General features: G+C 34.6%; 21 protein-coding genes. 11 read left to right on the plus strand and 10 right to left on the minus strand.

Annotated features, from left to right (window positions below; translation table 11 throughout):
• Nucleotides 1-18: 18 nt before the first annotated feature.
• The 4 genes from ASG22_RS07680 to ASG22_RS07695 are packed head-to-tail and all read left to right on the plus strand — an operon-like array spanning nt 19 to nt 4,164.
• Nucleotides 19-1,182: a hypothetical protein gene (locus ASG22_RS07680; RefSeq protein ID WP_055982725.1), complete on the plus strand. Its 1,164-nt coding sequence runs from the start codon at nt 19-21 to the stop codon at nt 1,180-1,182.
• On the plus strand, nt 1,179-1,991 hold the full coding sequence (locus ASG22_RS07685) for a glycosyltransferase family 2 protein (RefSeq protein ID WP_082504968.1): 813 nt from the start codon (nt 1,179-1,181) through the stop codon (nt 1,989-1,991). Before ASG22_RS07680 ends, ASG22_RS07685 begins: the two co-directional genes overlap by 4 nt.
• A 14-nt stretch (nt 1,992-2,005) precedes the next feature.
• Nucleotides 2,006-3,136, plus strand: a complete 1,131-nt coding sequence (locus ASG22_RS07690) for an NAD-dependent epimerase/dehydratase family protein (protein ID WP_055982728.1) — start codon at nt 2,006-2,008, stop codon at nt 3,134-3,136.
• A complete protein-coding gene (locus ASG22_RS07695) occupies nt 3,133-4,164 on the plus strand; it encodes a hypothetical protein (RefSeq protein WP_055982730.1) in 1,032 nt (343 codons plus the stop codon). The genes ASG22_RS07690 and ASG22_RS07695 overlap by 4 nt, the downstream gene beginning before the upstream one ends.
• Nucleotides 4,165-4,220: 56 nt before the next feature.
• On the opposite strand, the gene secG is transcribed toward ASG22_RS07695, so the two are convergent.
• The 3 genes from secG to ASG22_RS07710 all read right to left on the minus strand — a co-directional run bounded on the left by secG (nt 4,221) and on the right by ASG22_RS07710 (nt 8,113).
• A complete protein-coding gene (gene secG, locus ASG22_RS07700; RefSeq protein WP_055982732.1) occupies nt 4,221-4,571 on the minus strand; it encodes a preprotein translocase subunit SecG in 351 nt (116 codons plus the stop codon).
• A gap of 132 nt (nt 4,572-4,703) precedes the next feature.
• Nucleotides 4,704-6,749: a M16 family metallopeptidase gene (locus ASG22_RS07705; RefSeq protein WP_055982734.1), complete on the minus strand. Its 2,046-nt coding sequence runs from the start codon at nt 6,747-6,749 to the stop codon at nt 4,704-4,706.
• Nucleotides 6,750-6,799: 50 nt separating this feature from the next.
• Nucleotides 6,800-8,113 (minus strand): M16 family metallopeptidase, encoded by a 1,314-nt coding sequence (locus tag ASG22_RS07710; RefSeq protein WP_055982735.1) that lies wholly within the window; start codon nt 8,111-8,113, stop codon nt 6,800-6,802.
• 162 nt (nt 8,114-8,275) lie between these two features.
• Between ASG22_RS07710 and ASG22_RS07715 the strand changes: the two genes are divergently transcribed.
• From ASG22_RS07715 to ASG22_RS07735, 5 genes are all read left to right on the plus strand, one after another.
• Nucleotides 8,276-8,887 (plus strand): short chain dehydrogenase, encoded by a 612-nt coding sequence (locus ASG22_RS07715; RefSeq protein WP_055982737.1) that lies wholly within the window; start codon nt 8,276-8,278, stop codon nt 8,885-8,887.
• 67 nt (nt 8,888-8,954) lie between these two features.
• Entirely contained in the window at nt 8,955-11,288 is a 2,334-nt protein-coding gene (locus ASG22_RS07720; RefSeq protein WP_055982739.1) for an ATP-dependent helicase, read from the plus strand.
• Nucleotides 11,289-11,452: 164 nt separating this feature from the next.
• Nucleotides 11,453-12,271 (plus strand): alpha/beta hydrolase, encoded by an 819-nt coding sequence (locus ASG22_RS07725; RefSeq protein WP_055983479.1) that lies wholly within the window; start codon nt 11,453-11,455, stop codon nt 12,269-12,271.
• Nucleotides 12,272-12,363: 92 nt separating this feature from the next.
• Nucleotides 12,364-13,131 carry a phospholipase D-like domain-containing protein gene (locus ASG22_RS07730; protein WP_055982741.1) on the plus strand — a complete coding sequence of 256 codons (768 nt, stop codon included), beginning with the start codon at nt 12,364-12,366 and terminating at the stop codon, nt 13,129-13,131.
• Between the two features lie 237 nt (nt 13,132-13,368).
• On the plus strand, nt 13,369-15,090 hold the full coding sequence (locus tag ASG22_RS07735) for a S41 family peptidase (RefSeq protein WP_055982742.1): 1,722 nt from the start codon (nt 13,369-13,371) through the stop codon (nt 15,088-15,090).
• A gap of 182 nt (nt 15,091-15,272) precedes the next feature.
• Here ASG22_RS07735 and ASG22_RS07740 read toward each other — a convergent pair whose 3' ends face one another.
• From ASG22_RS07740 to ASG22_RS07755, 4 genes are all read right to left on the minus strand, one after another.
• Nucleotides 15,273-17,114 carry a carbon starvation protein A gene (locus tag ASG22_RS07740; RefSeq protein ID WP_185113793.1) on the minus strand — a complete coding sequence of 614 codons (1,842 nt, stop codon included), beginning with the start codon at nt 17,112-17,114 and terminating at the stop codon, nt 15,273-15,275.
• A gap of 182 nt (nt 17,115-17,296) precedes the next feature.
• On the minus strand, nt 17,297-18,319 hold the full coding sequence (locus ASG22_RS07745) for an alpha/beta hydrolase (RefSeq protein WP_055982745.1): 1,023 nt from the start codon (nt 18,317-18,319) through the stop codon (nt 17,297-17,299).
• A 21-nt stretch (nt 18,320-18,340) separates the two neighbouring features.
• Nucleotides 18,341-18,724 carry a DUF3037 domain-containing protein gene (locus ASG22_RS07750; RefSeq protein WP_055983482.1) on the minus strand — a complete coding sequence of 128 codons (384 nt, stop codon included), beginning with the start codon at nt 18,722-18,724 and terminating at the stop codon, nt 18,341-18,343.
• Nucleotides 18,711-19,484, minus strand: coding sequence for a HipA family kinase (locus ASG22_RS07755; RefSeq protein WP_055982746.1), 774 nt, complete (start codon nt 19,482-19,484; stop codon nt 18,711-18,713). Before ASG22_RS07755 ends, ASG22_RS07750 begins: the two co-directional genes overlap by 14 nt.
• Nucleotides 19,485-19,670: 186 nt before the next feature.
• Between ASG22_RS07755 and ASG22_RS07760 the strand changes: the two genes are divergently transcribed.
• Entirely contained in the window at nt 19,671-20,510 is an 840-nt protein-coding gene (locus ASG22_RS07760) for an alpha/beta hydrolase family protein (protein WP_055982748.1), read from the plus strand.
• Nucleotides 20,511-20,610: 100 nt separating this feature from the next.
• Nucleotides 20,611-20,817 carry a hypothetical protein gene (locus ASG22_RS20910; RefSeq protein ID WP_131726168.1) on the plus strand — a complete coding sequence of 69 codons (207 nt, stop codon included), beginning with the start codon at nt 20,611-20,613 and terminating at the stop codon, nt 20,815-20,817.
• 41 nt (nt 20,818-20,858) lie between these two features.
• Here the strand turns inward: ASG22_RS20910 and ASG22_RS07770 are convergent, their stop codons facing one another.
• From ASG22_RS07770 to fahA, 3 genes are all read right to left on the minus strand, one after another.
• A complete protein-coding gene (locus ASG22_RS07770) occupies nt 20,859-21,458 on the minus strand; it encodes a hypothetical protein (RefSeq protein WP_055982752.1) in 600 nt (199 codons plus the stop codon).
• 13 nt (nt 21,459-21,471) lie between these two features.
• Complete coding sequence (locus tag ASG22_RS07775; RefSeq protein ID WP_055982754.1) at nt 21,472-22,293, minus strand: flavin reductase family protein; 822 nt, start codon at nt 22,291-22,293, stop codon at nt 21,472-21,474.
• A 156-nt stretch (nt 22,294-22,449) separates the two neighbouring features.
• Nucleotides 22,450-23,697, minus strand: coding sequence for a fumarylacetoacetase (fahA, locus tag ASG22_RS07780; protein ID WP_055982756.1), 1,248 nt, complete (start codon nt 23,695-23,697; stop codon nt 22,450-22,452).
• Nucleotides 23,698-23,788: the final 91 nt, after the last annotated feature.

Here is a 23,788-nt window from a genome sequence, read left to right on the forward strand (position 1 = left end):
AATTTTTTAAATCTTTCCATGAAAAATTTGTCCTTATTTACCACCAATATCTCAGAAAACAGAAGAAAATACAGTACTGTTTTTATTTATCTGATGATAAATGCTTTATTCATTGTTAAGTACGGAGAAAAGTATAATATTGTTCTTTTAGTTTCTTATTTTGTTGCGATTGCAGGATTAAGCTTTTTTTTCATTAAAATTAATCTGAAAGATATTTTTTATAAATCCCTTTTCTGGATCGGAGTAATTTCATTTTTTATTTTCAGTATTTTTCTTAATTATAAGGTGGATGGCAATTCTCTGAATGTAGATCGTTGGTCTGCGATGGAAGTCGGGATTAAAGCGATTTTAAACGGTCAGTATCCTTATAATATTCCGGATCACATGGGTTGGGAATCGTCTAATTTGCCGATGCTGATTGTTCTGGGAATGCCTTTTTATCTTCTGTTCGGAAGTGTAGGATATTTGCAGTCTTTTATTTTTCTGTTTTTTTGCTACTTGATTTTTAAGATTTTTAATAATTATAAGCAAAGATCAGTTGTTCTGATATTACTTTTTCTTTCTCCAAGTTATTTGTGGGAAGTGTACGTGAAAAGTGATTTGTTTTCCAATTTTGTTCTTATTTGCGGGTTTACTTACCTGATATGGAGAAGATTTTTGTCGGAAAAGAGGATGAAGTCCGAATTAGTTTCATTTTTTACGGCGCTGCTTTTTCTTACCCGTCTTTCGGCCATTATTCCTTTGACAATCTTATTATTTAAAAAGTTTTATGATCTTTCTGTAAATGAAAAATTACGTTTCATTGTCGTGTTTGTATTATCAGTTTCAGTTATTTTATACATTTTCTTTCATAATGTACCGAATATTGATGTATTAATGAGGCATAATCCGTTGATGATACAAAGTGCAAAACAACCGCTATTACTTAGTTTTTCATATATTGTACTGGCTTTAATATTGTCTTTCAAGGTAAAGTCTTTGTTCGAAATAATGTATTGGTCAGGAATATTACTTTTTGTCTGTGTGCTTGTTCCTTTTATCATGTATTTTGTAGAATTCGGGTATACAGAAATGATTGTGAATTCATCTTTTGACATAAGTTTTTTCAATATGGGTATGCCTTTCATATTGATAAGTATAGTGTTGGGAATTTTTAAAAATAACTATAAAGAAAGCAAATGATTTCCGTTATTATTCCGATGTATAATGCAGAACAGTCTGTTGTTTCGGCTTTAGATTCTGTGAAAAATCAAACTTTTCCTTTGGAAGAATTTGAAGTTATTATCGTGAATGACGGTTCCACAGATAAAAGTGCTGAGGTTGTTGAAAATTACAGCAGAGAAAATCCTCAACTAAACATTATTCTGTTAAATCAAAATAACGGAGGTGTTTCGAAAGCAAGAAATACAGGATTAAAAATAGCAAAAGGAGATTATATTGCTTTGTTGGATGCAGATGACGAATGGCTGCCTTCAAAAATAGAAAAGCAAATCAGATATTTCGAAAATTCTAAATATGAAATCGATTTTCTGGCTACGGCGAGAAATGACAATCAAATTCTTTTTCCCTATAAAATTGAAAATAATCTTGCTGAAATTACTTTCAGAAAACTTCTGATCAGAAATGAAGCACAACCTTCAACGGTTATGTTCAGAAAAAAAGTGATTGAAAATACAGGATTTTTTGATGATGATCAAAGATATGCCGAAGATGTCAATTACTGGATGAAAATTTCCTTACAAAACAAAATGTACATCCTGAACGAAAGCCTGGTCATCGTAGGAAAAGGGAAAAGAACGTTCGGAGTTTCAGGATTATCTGCCAATCTCCCGGAAATGGCAAAAGGTTTCAGAAAGAATCTGAAAGAAATGTACCTGCTGAAGCAAATTAATTTTTCTCAATATCTCTTATTTGGGCTATTTTACAAGTCAAAATATTTACTTTTGCTGTTTAGGACGTTTTATTATAATTTAAACACAGCAAAAAAATAAAATTTACAGATCGAATGAAGATACTCGTTACAGGTGGAGCTGGATTTATTGGGAGTAAGTTATCGTTGGAACTTAAGAAGAAGGGGTATGAAGTTACGGTTCTGGATAATCTCTCTTCCCAGATTCACGGAGACAATCCAGAGGAAGATTCGCCCTTGTACAGAAGCATTTTGGGACAGGTGAATTTTATTAAAGGTGATGTGGTTAATTTTAATGATTGGAAAAAAGCCATAGAAGGTCAGGAAGTAATTGTTCATCTGGCTGCAGAAACAGGAACCGGACAGTCGATGTATCAGATTGAAAAATATACCGAGGTAAATGTTTCAGGAACGGCAAAAATGCTTGACCTTTTGGTTAATAATCCCCATAAAGTTAAAAAAGTTGTTATTGCATCATCCAGAGCTGTTTATGGTGAAGGAAAATATCTGCATCCTGAATTGGGATTAATTTATCCTAAACCAAGAAATGTAGAAGAAATGCGTAACGGAAAATTTGAAATAATTTATCCAGACGGACAGATGTTGAGAGCTCTGCCTACAGATGAAGAAGCAAAAATACACCCGACTTCTATCTACGGAATCACAAAATATACACAGGAACAAATGGTAATGACTGCCTGTTCTTCAATGGACGTGGCGCCTGTCGCTGTAAGGTTCCAAAACGTATACGGTGAAGGTCAGTCTTTATTGAATCCTTACACGGGAATTCTGTCGATTTTTTCTTCACAGATTCTTAATGGAAACGATATTAATGTTTTTGAAGATGGAAACGAATCCCGAGATTTTATTCATGTTGACGATGCAGTAGAAGCAACAATTAAATGTATTGAAAATGATGCGGCAAACGGTGAAATTTTCAATGTGGGAACCGGAGTTTCAACGGCTGTAACTACCGTTGCAGAAAATTTGAGAAAATTTTATAATATTGATTTTGCTATTAATATTTCCGGACAGTTTCGATTAGGAGATATTAGACATAATTTTGCAGATATCAGCAAGATAAAATCAAAGCTTAATTTCCAGCCGAAAATTTCTTTTGAAGAAGGAATGTCTAAGTTTACAAACTGGGTTTTGCAGCAGAATATTCAGGATGTAAAGTTTAAAGAATCTCTTGATGAAATGAGAGTAAAAGGACTTTTAAAATGATCAGTTTAAAAGGAAAAAAAATACTTTTCTTATCAGTCAGTTTTTTTAAATATGAAAATGCCATAGCAAAAAGACTTTCTGACTTTGGTGCTGAGGTAGATTTTTATGACGAACGACCTTCCAATTCCAATCTTTCTAAGGGGATTATCCGTATTTACAAGAATCTCTATCACATTAAAATCAACAACTATTACAATAAGATCTTAAGTGAAATTAAAGGAAAGAAATATGATTATTTTATTTTGATAAAAGGAGAAGCGATGCCTGCTTTTTTTCTTGAAAAAATAAAGGAAACCAATCCCGAAATGGAAATGATTTATTATAATTTCGATCCGTTATCAGAATATCCAAACCTTATTTCAAACTTAAAATATTTCGATAAAAAATTTACTTTTGAATATAATGATTCGGTACAATTTGGTTTGAATTTCAGGCCGTTATTTTACGTTGATGATTATAATTGTTTAGATGTAAATCCTCAGAAACCAGAATATGATATCATATTTATCGGGAGCGCTCATACAGATCGATATATTGTTGGAGAAAAGGTAAGGGCAGTTGCAGATCGTCAAAATATGAAATCCTATTTCTATTATTATGCGATGGGTAAAGTAGCATTTAGACTAAAAAAACTCATCGATAAAAATTTAAAACAGTTCGATATTACAAAAGTAAGTTTTGATAAGCTGAATCACTTTCAGATTATTGACTTTTATAAAAAAACAAAATCAGTTCTTGATATTAATAAACCTTTTCAGAATGGTTTAACGATCAGGACTTTTGAAGTGTTGGCTTCGAGGAGAAAACTGATTACCACCAATTCTGATATTAAAAATTATCCTTTTTATAATCCCGAAAATATTCTTGTCATAGACCGTGAGAATATTGTTTTAAACTCTGATTTCTTTCAAACTGATTTCAGAAATATGGATGAAAAAATACTTTATATGATGTCCTTAGATTCTTTTATTGAATGTTTGTTTGATAAAAACCAGGATGATTACTGGAATTCTTTCAGAAAAAATTAATACAACAAAAAAGCAACTCAGAACGAGTTGCTTTTATATGTAAAAATATTATTTGCTTACTTTGTTGGCGCTGGTGTCTGAGCCGGAGTTGTTGTAGAAGCTGGAGCTGAAGATTGCTTAGCCGGAGCCTCTTTTTGAGTTGGAACTTTTACCGGAGCAGTCGTAGCCGATGGCTTACCTGTAACTACCACACTTATCAGGATAAGAACGATGATTGTTGCACCTAAAGTCCATGTTGCTTTTTCCATAAAGTCATTGGTTCTCTGTACTCCAAACTGTGCAGAAGATGCACCTCCGAATGTACTTGAAAGACCTCCACCTTTTGGGTTTTGAGCCATAACAACAATTACCAGTAAAACACTAGCAATCATAATAAGAATCATCAATAGTATAAATATAGTATCCATTAATTATGTTATCTTTTGAATGGGCAAATTTAAACTTTTTTTACTGAATGGCAAAGAAAGATGTCGCCAAATATTGATAAAAATAAAAACGGCAACTATTGTTGCCGTTTTTTATATAAAAAGAGTTTGTTTTTATTTAAAATCAGAATCTTTAGCCTGGTTTACTTCGATGGATTTTACCTCCATTGTCATATCCATTCCCATTTGGCTGACATTAATGGTGTAAGGCATTTTCACACCTGCAACATCTTTGTAGTTTGAGAACGTGGTAGGAACAGTCATTTCCTGACCTTGAGCTTTTACCGTTTTTGTTTCTCCGGTTTTCAATCCTGTTTTTACGCTGTAGTAATAAGTGGTGTTATCACCTTTTATTGCATAAGAATCTTCACCGTTAATTTTTTCAATTCCAGCCACTTTATAGTCAGCCGATTTAGCAAAACCTAATTCGTCGAAAAGTTCAGTATTCTTTAAGTTTTCAGCGATTTGTTCAGGTTTCATAGGAACTTTTTGTCCCATTTGCTCAGAATAACCGGTTTTTCCGTCAAACACCTGCTTCTGAACTGTTTGTCCCATTGCAGTTACTGTTGTTAATTCTTTTCCACCTTGAGCTTTAATGATTTTAAAATCAATATTCTGCCCTTGCATAGACATTGAGGCTGTCATAGAGTAAGAAGAGATTTTAGCCAAATTTGCCTTTCCTCCGATTGCCGTAATGTATTTGTCTGCAATTGAAGCCACAGTTACAGTAGCGTCAACTTTCTGTGTAGACGGTTTTGCAACAGGATTAGCTTCTTTATCGAAATACTTTACAGGATAACCCAATTTTTCCAATCCTTCAGAAATATCAGACGCTTTACCGGCGATGAAAATTCTGCTTTGGTTTGGTAAAATCGTAGTTTTTACAGCATTTGAAACGTCTGCAGCAGTTACTTTATCAATAGATTTTAAGTAATTGGTATAGAAATCAGCTGGTAAATCCTGAACTTTTTGGTTCAAAGCAAATCTTGCAATGGTTGCAGGCTGCTCCAAAGACATGATGAAAGAACCTTTTAGCTTAGCTTTAGCATTTTCCAGTTCTTCCGGTTTTACAGTGGAAATGCCGTTAAGTTCATTCATAAATTCCTTAACAGCTTTGTCTGTAACCTCGTTTCTTACACTTGCACTTGCAGAAAACTGTGGAGAATATTTGCTTGCGCTCATGTTTGAATAAGCACCATACGTAAATCCGTTTTTCTCACGAAGATTCATGAAAAGTCTTGCTTCACCACCACCTCCAAGGATATAGTTGGCAATGGTTGCAGGGAAGTAATTAGCATCTTTCATTTTCAATGTGTTCAGGTTGTTTAAAGAAACAACTGACTGTACAGCAGAAGGTACATCTACAACATCGATTTCTGTTTTAGCAACATTAGAAGCCGGTTCTACCTGAGAAATAGGCGTGTTTGATTTTTTCCATCCACTGAATGCTTTTTCAATTAAAGGCTTTACTTTATCAAATTTAACATCTCCAACAACTACTAAGTAAGCATTGTCTGGAGCATAATATTTTTTGTAGATGTTTTGAACATCAGATAATTGAATTTTGTTGATAGATTCTACCGTTTCAAATTCACCTCTCGATGTATTTTTCCCGTACATCAAAGCATTGGAAACTTTTCCTGCGATAGAAGATGCATTTTTTTCTTCAGATTTAAGTCCTTCAATAGCTCTTTCCTTAGAATCTTCAATTTCTTTAGCAGAAAATTTAGGGTTGATGATCGCATCCGCCATTAAACCTAAAACTTCAGGGAAATATTTTGAAAGTGAGTTTGCAGCAGCACCTCCGGAATTGAAATTAAGATTAGCTCCAAGATAATCTACTTTTTTGTTGAAGTTATCTTTGCTCATGTTAGTTGTTCCGTTTTCGAACTGTTCTGCCATGATTTCGCTTACCCCAACTACTGGTCCTTCAAAATATGGAGGCCTGTCCATAGAAAGACTTGCGCTTACTCTTGGTAACTTGTTGTTTTCCACAACCATTACCGTAAGACCGTTGCTTAATTGGAAAGTTTTTGGCTTAGCAATGTTGATTGCGGGAGTTGGTCCCGGTTTCGGCATTGCATTAAGATCTATTTTTTGTGCTGAAACCGTTCCTGCGAATAAAAACGCTACAGCTATATATGTTAATTGCTTTTTCATTTGTAAAAATTTAATTTTTAGTAATCATTTTTAAACCTAAGTTTAGCTGATTACTTTTTTTCAGGTACGTAATTAATGATGATTCTCTGATTAGAATTAAGATACTTTTTAGCCGCATTTTGAAGATCCTGTCTTGTGATTCCTCTGTAAATGTCGATTTCTTTGTTGATCAAATTCGTATTACCCATCAATACGTGGTTGGTTGCCAATGAAGCAGCAATTCCCTGGATGCTTGAGTTTGCATTTACAAACTGGTTTTCAAACTGGTTCTGAAGTTTCTGATAATCTTCTTCAGAAATTAAAGTCGTCTGAAGTTTTTTGATTTCAGCATCAATATCCGTCTGTAAAGCCTGTTTTGTAGTCTGTCCCATCGGAATAGCAAAGAATGCGAAAATACCGTAATCTTCCAATCCTTGATTGAAAGCCTGTACCTGAAGCGCTTTTTTATCCTGATCAACCAGTTTTTTGTATAAAACTGATGATTTACCGCTGCTTAAATAAGAAGAAAGCATATCTAAGATATAAGCATCTTTTTCTTTGTTAGCTGGAGTTCTGTATGCGAAAACATAAGCCGGAAGCTGGATGTTAGGGTCAGTTGCCGTAACTTCTTTTTCCTGAGTAATAGGTGCATCTTTCGGGAAATCTTTTGAATAAAGAGTTCCTTTTTGAATTCCTCCATAGTAAGTTTCGATCCATTTTTTAGTCTGCTCAGGTTTAATGTCTCCTGCAACAACTAAAGTAGCGTTATTTGGAACGTAGAATTTTTTATAAAAAGCCTGGAACTCCTCTAATTTTGCAGAGTTCAAATCTTCCATAGAACCGATTGTAGGCCAGTTGTACGGATGATTGGTAAATAAATTTTTCTGAATTGTTGTGAAAAGATTTCCATAAGGCTGGTTATCCATTCTCAATCTTTTTTCTTCTTTTACTACTTCTCTCTGAGTATCTACACCCACTTGGTTAATGACAGCGTGACGCATTCTTTCAGCTTCCATCCAAAGACCCAATTGCTCGTTGTTTGATGGGAAAGTTTCGTAATAGTACGTTCTGTCGTTTGTAGTGTTAGCGTTATTTTGTCCTCCGTTTGAAGAAACAATCTTAAACCAGTCGCCTCTTTTGATGTTGGGTGTTCCTTCAAATAAAAGGTGCTCAAAGAAGTGAGCGAAACCTGTTCTTCCTTTTACTTCATCTTTTGCACCCACGTGGTACATTACCCCAGTCGTTACAACCGGTGCAGAATTGTCCTGATGAAGAATTACGTGAAGACCGTTTGGTAAGTCATATTCTTCGAATTTAATTTGTTGTGCATTCAGAGCCATTCCGAAGAAAGCCGCAGCAGCAACAGAAAGAAGTCGCTTTTTCATAAAGTAGAAATTGTTTTTGTCAATTAGTGCCAAATTTACTGTAATTGTTACAATTTGGAAACGATTTTTTATTAAAATACCTAACAATTGTTAATGTTGATAAATAGATGTTTGTTTAATCTGAATTGTTTATTTTTAATCATCAAATCAATCATATTTAATATGGATTCTAAAAAATTAAGAATAATTGTAATCGGTTCCAGCGGAACTGTTGGAAAAGAAGTTGCAAAAGGGTTGGAAGAAAGCGGACATGAAGTCATTCGTGTTTCCCGAAGCTCGGGAGATTTTAATGCTGATATTCAGGATAAGAAAAGCCTGGAAACATTGTTTAAATCTATCGGAAGTTTTGATGCTGTAGCAAATGCAGCGGGAGATGTAAAATTTGATTCTCTTGAGAATTTCACAGATGCGGATTTTGAATTTTCTTTCGGAAGTAAGTTGATGGGACAAATTAATATCGTCCGAACGGCATTGCCTTTCATTAATGATAACGGTTCTTTCACTTTAATTTCAGGGATTTTGACGGATGAACCGATTGCCGGAGGAACTCTTGCATCTACGGTAAACAGTGCGATAGAAGGATTTGTAAAAGCCAGTTCGTACGAATTACCAAGAAATATCAGAATTAATTGTGTAAGTCCTACAGTTTTGGCAGAAGCTGAAAGTTATCACCCTTTTTTTCCGGGTTTTATTCCTGTTGAAGCTTGGAAAGTGGCGAAAGCTTACGAAAAATCTATTGCAGGAGTTTTTAATGGAAGAATTATTAAAGTTTAACTTCCAAATACAAATTTGAATTGTCCTTATAATACACTAATTTTGTGTTCCCAAAATTTTTTGCAGTATGGAGGATTATTTGAAAGGACTTAATGAATCACAATTTGAAGCCGTTACCACATTACAGGGACCATTGATGGTGCTTGCGGGAGCGGGTTCCGGGAAGACGCGCGTGCTTACCATGCGTATTGCTCATTTAATCACCAACGGAATTGATCCTTTTAACATTTTGGCGTTGACTTTTACCAACAAAGCAGCGAAAGAAATGAAAGAACGTATTGCAAAAGTGGTAGGGCAAAGCAATGCAAGAAGTCTTTGGATGGGAACTTTTCACTCTGTTTTTGCAAGAATTCTGAGAAGTGAAGGTCATTATTTAGGGTATCCGTCTAATTTCACAATCTACGATCAGCAGGATGCACTGAATGTTATCCGAAAAGTGATTAAGGATATGAATATTGATGCGGATTTATATAAACCGAAAAAAGTTCAGTCAAGAATTTCTACCTATAAAAATAATCTGATCACTGTAAAAGCATATTTCAACAACCCGGAATTATTGGAAGCTGATGAAAAAGCCAACATGAAATTCATCGGGCAGATTTATCAGAAATATGTAGAGCAGTGTTTCAAAAACGGAGCGATGGATTTTGACGATTTATTGTTGAAAACCAATGAACTGTTAACCCGTTTTCCAGAAGTTTTAGCGAAATATCAGGACAGATTCAGATATATTTTGGTGGATGAGTACCAGGATACAAACCATTCTCAGTATTTGATTGTAAAAGCTTTAGCATCAAAATTTGAAAATATCTGTGTGGTAGGAGACGATGCACAGTCGATTTACTCTTTCCGTGGTGCCAATATTTATAATATTTTAAACTTCAAAAAAGATTATCCGGATGCAATTACGGTTTCGTTGGAGCAAAATTACCGTTCGACGCAGAATATTGTAAATGCGGCAAACGTCGTTATTGCTAAAAACCTTCAGCAGTTTAAGAAAAATGTTTTCAGTGAAAATGAAGAAGGAGAGAAAATAAAAGTATACCGTTCACTTTCAGATGCCGATGAAGCTAATTTTGTTGCCGGAAATATCTGGGAAACCAGAAACCGTGAACAAAGAAAATACAGTGATTTTGCGATTTTATACAGAACAAACTCTCAGACGCGTGCTTTTGAAGATGCGCTGAGACGTAAAAATATTCCGTATAAAGTATATGGTGGTCTGTCTTTTTACCAAAGAAAAGAGGTGAAGGATCTCATCGGTTACCTTCGAATTCTGGTGAATGAAAACGATTCTGAAGCGTTAATGAGAATTATCAATTATCCCGCAAGAGGAATTGGTGAAACAACTCAAAATAAAATTATTGTTTTTGCAGACGCTCACAATATTTCTGTTTCGCAGGTATTGGGTAATCTTCCGCAATATGCGCCACAATTGGGATTAAATAATGGAGTTTTAAATAAACTGAATGACTTTTGGTCAATGATCAAAGCATTTCAGGTTTTGTTGAAAACAGAAACAGCTTATAGTGTTGCGATGGAAGTGGCTAAACGAAGCGGTTTGATTAAATTTTTAAAAGACGATCAGACTCCGGAAGGAATTTCCCGTGTAGAAAACGTTCAGGAACTAATGAACTCGATGCAGGGATTCATCGAAGAACAGATGCAGCTGGAAGACGGAGATCCGAGTTTGCCGAATTTCCTTGAAAACATCGCACTTTCTGCCGATACACAGAAGAAAGATGATGAGGAAGAAATGGTTTCATTAATGACGATTCACCTTTCCAAAGGACTGGAATTTCCGGTCGTGCATTTGGTTGGTTTAGAAGAAAATCTTTTCCCGAGTTTCATGAGTTCTACCACAAGAGAAGATCTGGAAGAGGAGAGACGTTTATTTTATGTGGCATTAACAAGAGCTGAAAAACAGGCATTTTTCTCTTACGCTGTTTCCCGTTTTCAGTGGGGGAAAATCACAGATGCAGAGCCTTCAAGATTTTTAAGTGAAATAGATGAACAATATATAGAGTTTGTAAATCCTGCGATTGAAAAACGATTCATCAATAATTCGGGTGTAAAATCGAATATTTTCGATGAACATCCATCTGAATTGAAAGGCTTTAAAAGGGTTGAAAAGAAAACGATCGAAAGAGCAGATGGTTCAAAGCCAATTGCAGAACCGAAAAAATTAAAACCTGTTGCTACAGCGAGAATTATTAATCCAAGTGGAGCTTCTTCGCAGGATATCGAAGTGGGAGACAAGGTAAGACACGACCGTTTCGGGATCGGAGAAGTAACTTTCCTGGATGGAACAGATCCTCAGAACATCAAAGCAAAAGTGATTTTCATGCATGAAGGTGAGAAAAATCTAATTTTAAAATATGCTAAACTGACGAAGATTTAAGTCATTGCGAGGAACGAAAGTGATAAAGCAATCTTTATAATTCCCATAAACTTTACAATTCGCAGGTTTTCTGTATGATATGTAGAGTTTGTGGGATTTTTAATTATTAATCATTAAAATGAGGCAATATGAATTTCGTATATTTAAATCATAAAATGTTTCAAATGAAAAGGATTCTGATATTTTTAACTCTCACCCTATTTTCAGCACCGCTTTTTTCTCAGGAATATCGTACGGAAAACAATATTCATTATTACGATGAAAAAGCCAATAAATCTGATGCTTATATTAATGAAAGATGTGTACTTGATATTTATATTCCGAACAATGTTAAAAATTTCCCTACGGTTATTTGGTTTCATGGAGGTGGCTTGACGGGCGGACAAAAAGAAATTCCGGAAGGGTTGAAAAATAAAGGAATCGCTGTGATTGGCGTGAATTACAGGCTTTCTCCAAAAGTAAACGCTCCGAAATATATTGAGGATGCAGCAGCGGCTACAGCGTGGGTTTTTAAGAATATTAAAAATTATGGGGGCGATGAAAATAAGGTCTTTATTTCAGGACATTCTGCGGGAGGGTATCTGGCGATAATGGTTGGTTTAAACAAAACCTATTTAAATAAATACGGAATTGATGCCAATAAATTGGCAGGAATTATACCTTTCAGCGGACAGATGATCTCACATTTTACCATAAGAAAAGAAAAAGGAATTGATGAACTTGATGCTAGAATTGATGATTTTGCACCACTTCATTTTATAAGAGCTGATGCACCGCCATTACTTTTGATCACGAGTGACCGTGAAAAGGAATTGCTGGGAAGATACGAAGAAAATGCTTACATGGCACGAATGATGAAATTGAAAGGTCATAAAGAAACAACGTTATACGAACTTCAGGGCTTTGATCACGGCGGAATGGCTCAGCCTGCTTTTCCTTTATTATTAAACGAGATCAGAAGAGTAGAGAAGCTAAAGAAATAATAATTTCATAAAAAATTAAATATTAGCTTTGCAGAATTTATTTTTGCAAAGTTTTTTCTTTTTACAAATGTGATCTTAAAATTTATTTCGATATGGGAATCTTCTACAATAATGCAGTATGCGATATTTATATCGGGAAAAGTGCCGGTGGCAAAATGATGCAGGACATCAGAAATGCACAGAGAAACGTAAAAATTGTTTCACCTTATCTTTCTCCTTTCCTGATTAAAGAATTGATTCATCTTCATTCAAAAGGAATTAAAATCAGGTTGATAACAACTGATGAAATTGAAGATTTTTATGGATATGACAAGAATATTCATAAGTTAATTATTCAGCAACAACATACCGATGAGAAGGCAAAGCAAACAAGAGATAATCTTATCAGTCTGTCTGGAACGCTGCTTTTTGCAATGATTGCATTGGGTATGGTTTTGCTCCCTTTAATGTATCTTTTAAATAATTTTAAATTTGCTTATGGTTTTATCATCGTTGTTTTACTATTTTTTTTAAGAGATTCTGTTGTTAAGAAAATTAGAAACACGAAAGTTTATCGTTATACCTATAAACAACTTTTCCCGTTTAAGGTTTTTGTTTCCCCCAATAGCGGGAATTCGACTAATAAAACCTTTATTCATAGCAAAATTTATATTATTGACGATGAGATTGCTTATTTGGGTTCTCTTAATTTTACAGGAAGCGGAGTAAAAGAAAATCATGAAACAAGAATCCGAACTACCGATCTCAATGCTGTGGCAAAAATTATAGAAGAAGTAAAAGAAGTTTTTTATCATTCCAATTTACCCGAAAGAGATATTCAGTTTTGGGGAAGCCAGTTGTATGAAGAGCCGATGAACTAAGAATGTGATTTAAATTTCCATAGCTGATTTTTATTGTTTCAGAAACGGCATTTCACAATTTATTTTAAATAGCTAAGACCACTTTGTCAAAAAGCAACGCATAATTGAATTTAAAAAAATTGAACTGTAACTTTTAAGACAAAACTTTTGTCATTACTGTAAATTACCAATTATTAAATAGAAGCTTTTCATTGAAATTAAACTATTAAATTTGTAGCTCAAATATCAATTTACAGAATGAAATATATTGTTTTTTTATCCGTCTTTTTGACATCAGCACTTTCAGCTCAGCTGAGCAGATTTTCTGATCATGATTTATACGAACTGGGGAAAGTTTGGGGTATGGTGAAATATTATCACCCCGCAGTTTCTCAGGGGAAAGTAGATTGGGATGCTGTTTTGCTGCAATCATTTGCAAATCCATCTAAGTCTGATGTAGGGGAGATAACGAATCAATGGCTGAGTACGGCAGATCAGAGTAAATTTGATGAGATTGTAAAAAAAGATATGGGTTGTGACAGCATTACACTTCGCAATTTTGATATTTCTTGGATTAAAAAATTGAGAAAAGTTGCTCCTGAAAGTAAAACACGTTTGGTAAATTTAGCGGCTCAACCAAAAAATGTAGGCTCGTTTTATTCCAACCCTGTAGAAAACAGTATTCGTTTCAGCAGCAGCAATGAAAAAGTGTACGACAAATTTTCGGTGGAACTCAAAATGCTGGAGCTTTTCAGGATATGGAACGCTATTGAGTATTTTTATCCGTATAAATATCTTTTGGATAATCGGTGGGATGATGTTTTAAAAAAATACATTCCGATGTTCAGAAATATCAAAAATGAAAAGGATTACCGGTCTGTCGCAATGCAGCTTTCTGCGGAACTTCAGGACACTCATACCGAGTTTGAAAATAAATATCAGTATGATGTACTGGGAGAAATGACAGCACCTTTTATTTTTCAGATGGTGGATGATAAAGTACTCATAACAGGAATAAAAGATGAAGCCAAGATGAAAAAATCCGGCTTGGAAACTGGTGATCTGATTACTAAAATCGACGGTAAAACGATTATCAAAATAATGGATAGCAAATCAAAGTATTTTCCCTATTCAAATGAGTCAGTAAAAATAAGTGAGACATACAATTATCTTTTTAGCGGAAATGAAAAAACGATGTCAGTTGAAGGCATAAAAAAGGATGGAAAAACTTTTAAAACCACAGTGGAACGTGTAAAACGTATATTCAACGATGAATGGGACAGGGAAGGTATTCCGAATTATCATTTAAACTATAAAGGAAAGACTTACGAGTATTTGACATACAATGAGAAAGAAAACCGCCTAAATCCAAGTTTTCAAATTGAAGATAAGGTATATTTTGAGTTTTCATCATTAAAAGTTTCAGAAATTCCTTCACTCATGGAAACTTATAAAAATACAAGAGGATTGGTTTTCGATCTTCGCGGTTATAATAATGACGGTTCATTAATAAAGATTTTTGACTATCTACTGAGTAAGCCGGAACATTTCGGTATTATGACGCATGCTGATTTCAGCCAGCCGGGTAAATTCTGTTTTGTGGATAATATTATTGATAAGAGTTATAAGTTTGCAGGCAAAATTAATTCCGATCCATACAAAGGGCAAGTCGTTGTTTTAATTAATGAATATACGCTGAGTGCAGCAGAATTGTGGGCGATGATTTTTAAGAAAGTCCCTCATGTTATTTTTGTCGGAAGCCAGACCGCAGGTGCTGATGGGAATAAAACCTCTATTAAACTGACAAATGGAAACAAACTTATTTTTTCTGGATTGGGAATTTATTATCCGGATGGTGGAGAAACACAACGAATCGGTATAAAGCCTGATGTAATAGTACGCCCTACTGTTCAGAGCATCAGAAATAAAGAAGATGTTCTTCTTCTAAAAGCACTTGAGTTAATTGATCAGAAAAAGTAATTTTTTTATTTTTACTAAGTACTTGGTAAAAGGGATCTGATTTCTTTGTTTCATAACAAATATTTCAGATCCCTTATTTTATTTTAACTAATCAAAACAATTTCTACAATTAATTTTGGTTTTACATTTTTGACTGAAAATTAACAATGAACTGCAAAGCAAATTGAGCATTCACTGTAAAATTATCTTTCTACCAATTCTTTTACAGATTCACCATAAAAATCAATTTCAGATTTATTGATTTTCAATAACTGATACCATTTTCGGAAAGCTCCGATGAAAACAATCAGCATAAGAACCATTGCTACAACGGCTAATGTTGCCAATAAATACTGTTCTTTGGGAATATAAATGGCAGTTACCTGAATGTAGCCTGCCCAAAATGTAATTACCGCCATAAAGACTCCCGGAATTGCTGAGCATAATGCATATTTTCCTCGGTTTAATCTAATTAACATTGTTGTGCAGACAATTAATCCACAGGCGGCGAGAAGCTGATTACTGATCCCAAATAAAGGCCAGATACTGCTCACATTTCCTGTGAAAACTAAATATCCCCACGCAAAAGTGAAAATAAGACTGCTGATGATAATTCCCGGCATCCAGTTTTTATCATTGAATTTCGGAATTACAGAACCTAACATTTCCTGTAAGAAAAAACGCCCAACTCTCGTTCCTGCATCAATGGCAGTCAATATAAATACCGCTTCAAACATGATAGCAAAGTTGTACCAATATGCCATCAGCTGATCCATATAAGGAATTTTGTTGAAAATATGAGCCATCCCCACAGCAAGAGAAACTGCTCCTCCGGTTCGTCCGTGAAGATCAATCCCGATTTTTTGTGAAAAATAATCAATATCTACCCCATGTAAAGCTGGATGTGCAGCAATAAAAGCATCGTAAGAATCTTTCGGCGTGTTGATGGCAAAATAATCTCCCGGCATTAATGTACACGCAGCGATTAAGGCCATCAATGCAACAAAACCTTCTACCAGCATCGCTCCATAACCAACAAAAAGAATTTCTTTTTCTCTGTTCAGCATTTTCGGAGTCGTTCCGGTTGCAATCACCGCATGAAATCCTGAAATCGCACCACAGGCAATGACGATAAATATAAATGGCAAAACGGGACCGCCGATTACAGGGCCGCCGCCATTTACAAACTGTGTAAGAGCCGGCATTTGTACTGTCGGATGAATGGCAATCACACCAATCGCTAACATAATAATGGTTCCGATTTTTAAATAGGTTGAAAGATAGTCTCTCGGAACCAGCAGTAACCAAACCGGCAATACGGAAGCTAAAAATCCGTAGAGAGGAATGGCGATAGAAATCGTTGTGATGTCCCATGAGAAAAGATTATTCATTGTTTCATTCTGCATCAGATTATGTCCCCCAATGATTCCTGCAATCAGAAGAACTCCACCTAAAATACTCGCAAAAGTCACTGAGTTTTTTCTGTAACGCATGATCAGTCCCATAATAATCGCAATCGGCATCGTGATCACAACGGTAAATAATGACCATGAAGCTTCATGCATTGCATTGATACAGGCTAAAGATAATCCGGCAAGCGTAAGAATCAAGATGAATAAAATAGCAAAACCGGCAACAGTTCCCGTTGTTTTACCGATTTCTTTGGAGGCAATTGTTGCTAAACTTTGCCCTTTGTGACGTACAGATGCAAATAAAACAACCATATCATGAACGCCACCACCCAAAACACAGCCAATTAAAATCCATAAAGCTCCCGGAAGATACCCGAATTGTGCTGCCAAAACTGGTCCCACCAATGGTCCGGCTGCTGCAATTGCCGCAAAATGATGTCCGAAAAGAACATTTTTATTAGTCGCTACATAATCTTTACCATCAGCAAATTCTAAAGCCGGAGTGGTATTGTTATCATTCAATTTTAATACTTTATTGGCCATGAAAATTCCGTAGAAACGGTAGGCTATGGCAAAAATAAGCACTGAAACGAAAACGAGTGTGAGTGCATTAATGTTATTTAAGAAATCCATATCAGTAAGGTTTTTTATAATAAAATAATTAAATTTTTTGTTTGTTTTAATTTGAATAATTTAAACAAAAGCCAAGATAATTAATTTTGATATAAAAATATTGATATGTATACTAATTTAGCAAATTTATAATTTTATAGTAGTAAATGATTGATAATTAAATAATTGATTATTGACGTGTACTATTTTGTATGAGAAACAATAAAATTCACCATTTCATCATTAAGCTGATTCATATATGCTTTATCAGTGGTTCCAAAACCATGCACTCCATCTTTTACAACAATTAAATGATTTTCGATGTTCTGTTTTTTTAGTTTTTTGACCAATTTTTTCGACTGTTTTATTGGTGCCACTTTATCTTTATCTCCGTGAAGAATAAAGGTGGGAACAGCATTTTCGGCATCATTGACAGGAGAAACCGTTTCGAGATAATCGATCGCTTTTCTTTTTTCGGTCTGAATATCATATCCTGAAATTCCAAGAACTAATTTTTGCCTGATTTCCACAATCGGCTTAAAAAACAATCCAACAATCGCCACAGGAATTTTGCCTAATCTCGTATGTAAAAGTTTGTTTAAATCTGTTGGTCCGAAATTACTTACCACATAATTCACCTTTCCGGAATAGGCAGAAAGCTCCGGGCTTCCAATATATTTGGTATCGTTTGTATAGGCTGATAGCATTGATAAATGTGCACCTGAAGAAGCTCCGAAAAATCCGATATTGTTAGTGTCGAAATTGTATTTCTCAGCATTTTTTCTCACCCATCTTACCGCATCTTTCGTATCCTCAATGGGTAATGGGAAATGTACCGTTTCGCTTACCAAAGTATTATCAATACTAACGACCGCATAATTTTTTTCAACCAATTTCAAAATAAAACTTTCAATATAACTGTCGGATCTCACAGTTTTATCGCCTTTAGCCCAAGCGCCGCCGTGAACATAAACCACAACCGGAAGTTTTTTTGAAGTTGAATTTTTCGGTTCATAAATATCTAATTTGAGAGGATTTCCTGAACTGTCATTTTTATAAGTAATATTTTCTAAAAACCTAGTCTTTTCGGGAAGCACTGTGTTTGGTGGAAGTTTAGTTTCATTAATTGGTGGTTGAGAATAACTTAAACTGAATAAGCTTAAACATAAAATAAAAAACAGGTTTGTAGAAAACCTGTAGATTATATTGCAATTCGTTAATTTCATAGAATATTTTTTTGAAGAATCTTATTTTACTAACTCCTCAAAAAGTCTACCAAAAGTTTTTTCAAAATCAATGGATTTTCCGGGATGAGGTCTGGAAGTCTGCACAACAGCACTTCGAACTGCTGTCAGCCAACGGAAACGTTCAGGAATTTCGAGCTGAGCAATGGGTCCGCCGTCTTTAGTTCCTTCTGCAATTTTTTTGAAACTTTCCAGATTCTGAATAATATCATCATAATCCAATTTGCTGTGCATCAGTTTAAATTTATCTGGACACAAATAAAATTCAACTTTGATAAATTTTTCTCTTTTAGAAAACATCACCAATCCAATGTTGAAAAATTCTTCTCTCTCAACCTTCGGAACCAAGCGTATGACGGCGTATTCGTAAATTTTATCCTCTTGCATTTTTGGCTTCATTTAAAAAGATTTCAGAATGTTCTAATCGGGTTTTCAAAAAATTGAAATATATCTCACGGATTTCTTCAGGTGTTTCATCGGCATCGTTCCAATGCAGCCAATCTTCAGGGATCAGATTAACGATTTCCCTGAAAACAGTTTCGTTTAAAAGTTCTTTAGCGAATGTATCAGCCTCATCCAATTTTGTTGCTTTTGGAAGTAAAACATGGTCTTTTACATATTTAAACGGAGTTTTTGCTGCTGTTTCAAAATTCTGCCATGAATGATGGAAATAAAAGGAAGCACCGTTGTCGATTACCCACAATTCTTTGTGCCACATCAACATATTGGTATTCCTGAAAGTACGGTCAATATTGGTAATAAAGGCATCCAGCCAAACTATTTTTGAAGCTAAAAGAGGATCAACCTGAATGCTCGGATCGTAAGTAATGGCCTCGGAAAGATAATGCAATCCCAAATTCAGCCCTTCAGAATTTTTCAATAAATCCTGAATTTCCTCATCTGCTTCTGTTCTTCCGAAATCTACATCAAGGTTGATAAATACCAGTTCAGGAATTTTTAATCCCAATAATTCTGCGATTTTTCCACCTAATAATTCAGAAATCAACATTTTAACTCCATGACCTGCGCCACGAAATTTCAAAACATATTTAAAATCATCATCAGCCTCTGCCAAAGCGGGAAGCGAACCTCCTTCACGAAGCGGCAGAATGTAACGCATGACGGTTACTGTTCTTAAATCCAACATGAAGCAAAAATAAGGTTTTTACTTTGTGTTTATTTCTATTTATACTATTTTTAAGTGAAAATTAGATTAATCATTAAAAATATACAGTCTGTCATTCTGAATGGAGTAAGCATAATGAAGAATCTATTATGAGATTTCTCCTTCATTGAAATGGCAAAACTTATGTTTTCAAGTAAAAAATAAAATATGCAGATAACAAAACAACAAAATATTATCATCTCAAACCCAGAAACCAGAGATTTTCTTGCAGACGCTTATTATCCGGAAACGAATGAAAAATTACCGTTAGTTATTTTCGTGCATGGCTACAAAGGTTACAAAGATTGGGGAGCCTGGAATTTAATGGCAGAAAAGTTTGCAGAAGCCGGTTTTTTCTTCGTTAAATTTAATTTTTCACACAACGGAACGACGGTTGAAGATCCTCATAATTTTGCTGATTTGGAAGCTTTTGGTAATAATAATTATTCTAAAGAACTTTCGGATCTTAGTACTGTAATTGATTATTTTGTGACTGATGAAAAAGTTGACGATCAAAAAATAATTCTGATGGGTCACAGCAGAGGAGGAGGGATTTCTATTATTAAGACTTATGAGGATGAAAGAATTAACGGTTTAATTACATTGGCAAGTGTTGATACTTTAGAACGTTTTCCTAAAAATGATGCTTTTGAAAAATGGAAAGAAGCAGGAGTTTATTATGTTGTGAATGGAAGAACGAAGCAGGAAATGCCACATTATTATCAGTTTTACGAAGATTTCGAAAAAGATCCTCATCGTTTTGATGTTGAACGATCTATGGAAATGGCAAAAGCACATGTTTTAATTATTCACGGGACAAATGATGAAAGTGTATCCTTGAAAAATGCGGAACATCTTCATATTTTAAACCCAAATTCAGAATTATTTTTAATTGAAAATGCCAATCATACTTTTGGATCAAAAGAACCTTGGGAAAGCAATGAATTGCCAAAAGATCTGAATGAAGTAGTCGAAAAATCTATTGAATTTATTAAGGAAAAAATGTAAAATATTATACAATGTATTGAATTTCAATAATATTTTTCAAAATGGTATAATTTTTCATATATTAGTGATAAATATTGATTCACTAAAAATTAAAATTATTATGAAAAATTCAAACTTGAAAAACGGTCAGAAATTAGGCAGAGAAGCTCAAAAAAACATTGTTGGCGGAGACAAGGTTTTACCATGTGTAACTGGATGTGTGAATTTTTATCTGAGTGATGGACAAGGAAGATGTGTTGTTCCTCCTTGTAATACAAATTACGGCACTGAAGTTCAGGTAAACGGACGTTGGCAGTGTTGCTTTTAAGAATGAAAATAAAAAAGGAGTGAAAATTTTTCACTCCTTTTTTAATAAGTTTTTACAGCGTTCTTTTTCACTGATTTTAAGAGAGCCCTGAAATTTTTCATGGTCATCATTTCTGTTGACGGATTAAAGATAGTTGCCTTGTCACCTTTTTCTACCGAAACTTCTGAATAGGCTTTAAAAGAATATATCTTTTTCATTGTTGAAATATCGTAAACATCCATTATCGCAAAAGTCTCATTTTTTTTGTATTCATATTGAACTCCAAGCGAATTATCTAAGGCATTTCGAACTTTAAAGGTGTATATATTGACCAGGAAATTAAAATCTGAACTGTTTTTTAATGTTTCAAGATCTTCAACTTGAGGTTCAAAGGGAATATTATTTTGGATGAGATTTTCCGACTTGGCAGTTTTTAAATCGGAAGCTTTACCGTTACTCAAATCCTGAAATAACTGTAAAGTCTGTTTACTCATCATTTCTCTGTGATGCGAATCTACATCTGTGTTTATGTTATTAATCAGCCACTTTTTGTCTTTTGAAAATACCAGTGATTTGCTATAGATTCCGTAATCTTTTCTTACAGGATAATAACACGATTGTAGAATAAATACAATGATAAATAAGTAAATATATTTTTTCATAAATAAGTTTAAACTATTTAATTAAAATTTTCCAGGCTTCATCAATCTTACTTTCTATCAATAATTTCTGTGCTTCCCGGTGAATATTTTCATTTGAATGACAATTTTCAGAAGGTAAAACTTCTACGTTTGCCAACATTCCCAGATCGTTTCCTGTAAAGACTTTGCTGTATTTTATTTCATTGGGAAGAAGATCGAAACCGATCCCTTTTGTGACCAAAGGTTTTGGAACTTCAAACAAATTATTTTCATTATTCCTGGAATACCAGTTTCCGCCTAAACGAGCCACCATATCCAGTTTTGCCTGATCTAAATTTCCCTCTTCATTCAAATATTCTTCTCTGATGTGGATTTTCTGAACTTCACAGATTACTAAATTTCCTGCGCCGCCTTGATCTCCCAAATGTTTAACTTCTAAAACTTTACATTCGAAATTAACAGGACATTCTGCGATCAGCTTTGGTTGAACTATATCAGCAACTTTCATCGTCAGTCCTGATTTGATGAATTCGTTTACGCCGTCTCCGTACTCTGTTGAAGCTAAAGAAATTTGCTGTACAATCGGGAAATTTACCGTTCCAATGACCACTTCAGAAGTTTCCAAAACGTTTTCCAATGTATGTTTTGTCGTATTATCACGAACTCTCCTCGAAGGCGAAAAAATTAAAATCGGAGGAACTGTACTGAACATATTGAAAAAGCTGAACGGCGATAAATTGCTGTTTCCTTCTTTGTCGACCGTAGAAGCCAGGGCGATAGGTCTCGGTGAAACGGCAGTCTGCATGATGGTTTGCAGTTGTACAGCGGTGAGTTCGGATGGGATTACTGTTTTCATGTTGTTGGTTTGGTAATATAAGTGTATGTGTCTTAAAAAAAGATGCTTCAACTCCACTCAGTATGACATTTCTAATACTAACTGCTTTAATTTTTGCAATATATTTTTAGCGATGTCATACTGAGCCTGTCGAAGCATCTCAATATTATTAAAATTTTATTTTGAAGGAATAATTTTGCCGGAAACTTCACCGAAACCTACTCTTATACCATCTTTTTCAGCCCATGCTTTCATCGTAACTGTATCGTTGTCTTCAATGAATTTTCTTTCCTGTCCGTTAGATAAAGTAATTGGGTTTTGTCCTCTCCAAGTTAACTCAAGCATAGAGCCGAAAGATTTTGGATCGCTTCCTGAAATCGTTCCGCTTGAATACAGATCACCGACTTCAACATTACAGCCGTTTACGGTATGATGAGCCAACTGCTGCGCCATATTCCAATACATATGTTTGTAATTGCTCTCAGAAATCAGATTCTCTTCACCGTTTTCTGGCTTCAAATATACTTCAAGATTGATGTCATAATTTTTATCACCTTCAAACTTTAAATAGTCTAAAACTTCAGGATCTTGTTTAGGAGAGGCTGTTTTGAATGGTTCCAGAGCTTCCAGTGTTATCACCCACGGTGAAGCAGATGAACCGAAATTTTTAGCCAAAAATGGTCCTAGCGGAACATATTCCCAAGCCTGAATATCTCTTGCAGACCAATCATTAAAAATAATCATTCCGAAAATAGCGTCTTCTGCATTTTTTGTAGAAATACTTTCGCCCATCTCTGTGTTTTGGTTGATGATGAAAGCCATTTCCAGTTCGAAATCCAATTGTTTTGACGGTCCGAAAACCGGTTTGTCGGAGTCTGCAGGTTTTGTCTGACCTTTAGGACGGTTAATCTCCGTTCCTGAAACTACAATAGAAGAAGCTCTGCCGTGATATCCTACAGGAAGATGTTTCCAGTTGGGCAATAATGCATTTTCCGGATCTCGGAACATCTTTCCAACGTTAGTTGCATGTTCGATACTACTGTAAAAATCCGTGTAATTCGGGATGTGAACAGGCATCATCATCATTACCTGATCCAGATCATAGAAGGCTGCTTCAATGGTTTTCTCATCTTTCGACAAGATGGACCCTTCCAGTAATAATTCCTGAATTTTTGCACGAACTGCATTGGTTACGGGTTTACCTAATTCAATAAATTCGTTTAGTGTGTAGGCTTCAAAAATATTGTCGTCTAAACCTTCAATATCTTCAAAATAACTAAAGTCATATAACGTTGCAAGATCAATGATCTGATCTCCGACTCTTGTACAACAGCTTATATATTCTTTGTTAAAAACCGCTACTCCAAAAGGAATATTGTGAATTGAAAAATCCGAATTTGAGGAATACTCTACAAATGATTTCATAATTTAGTAATTTAGTTAAGAATAAATCTGTTGAAATTTTACTCTAATATCTTTTGATTTCTGAATATTATTTTAGAAATTTTAATATTAT

Source organism: Chryseobacterium sp. Leaf405 (assembly GCF_001425355.1).
GTDB lineage: Bacteria > Bacteroidota > Bacteroidia > Flavobacteriales > Weeksellaceae > Chryseobacterium.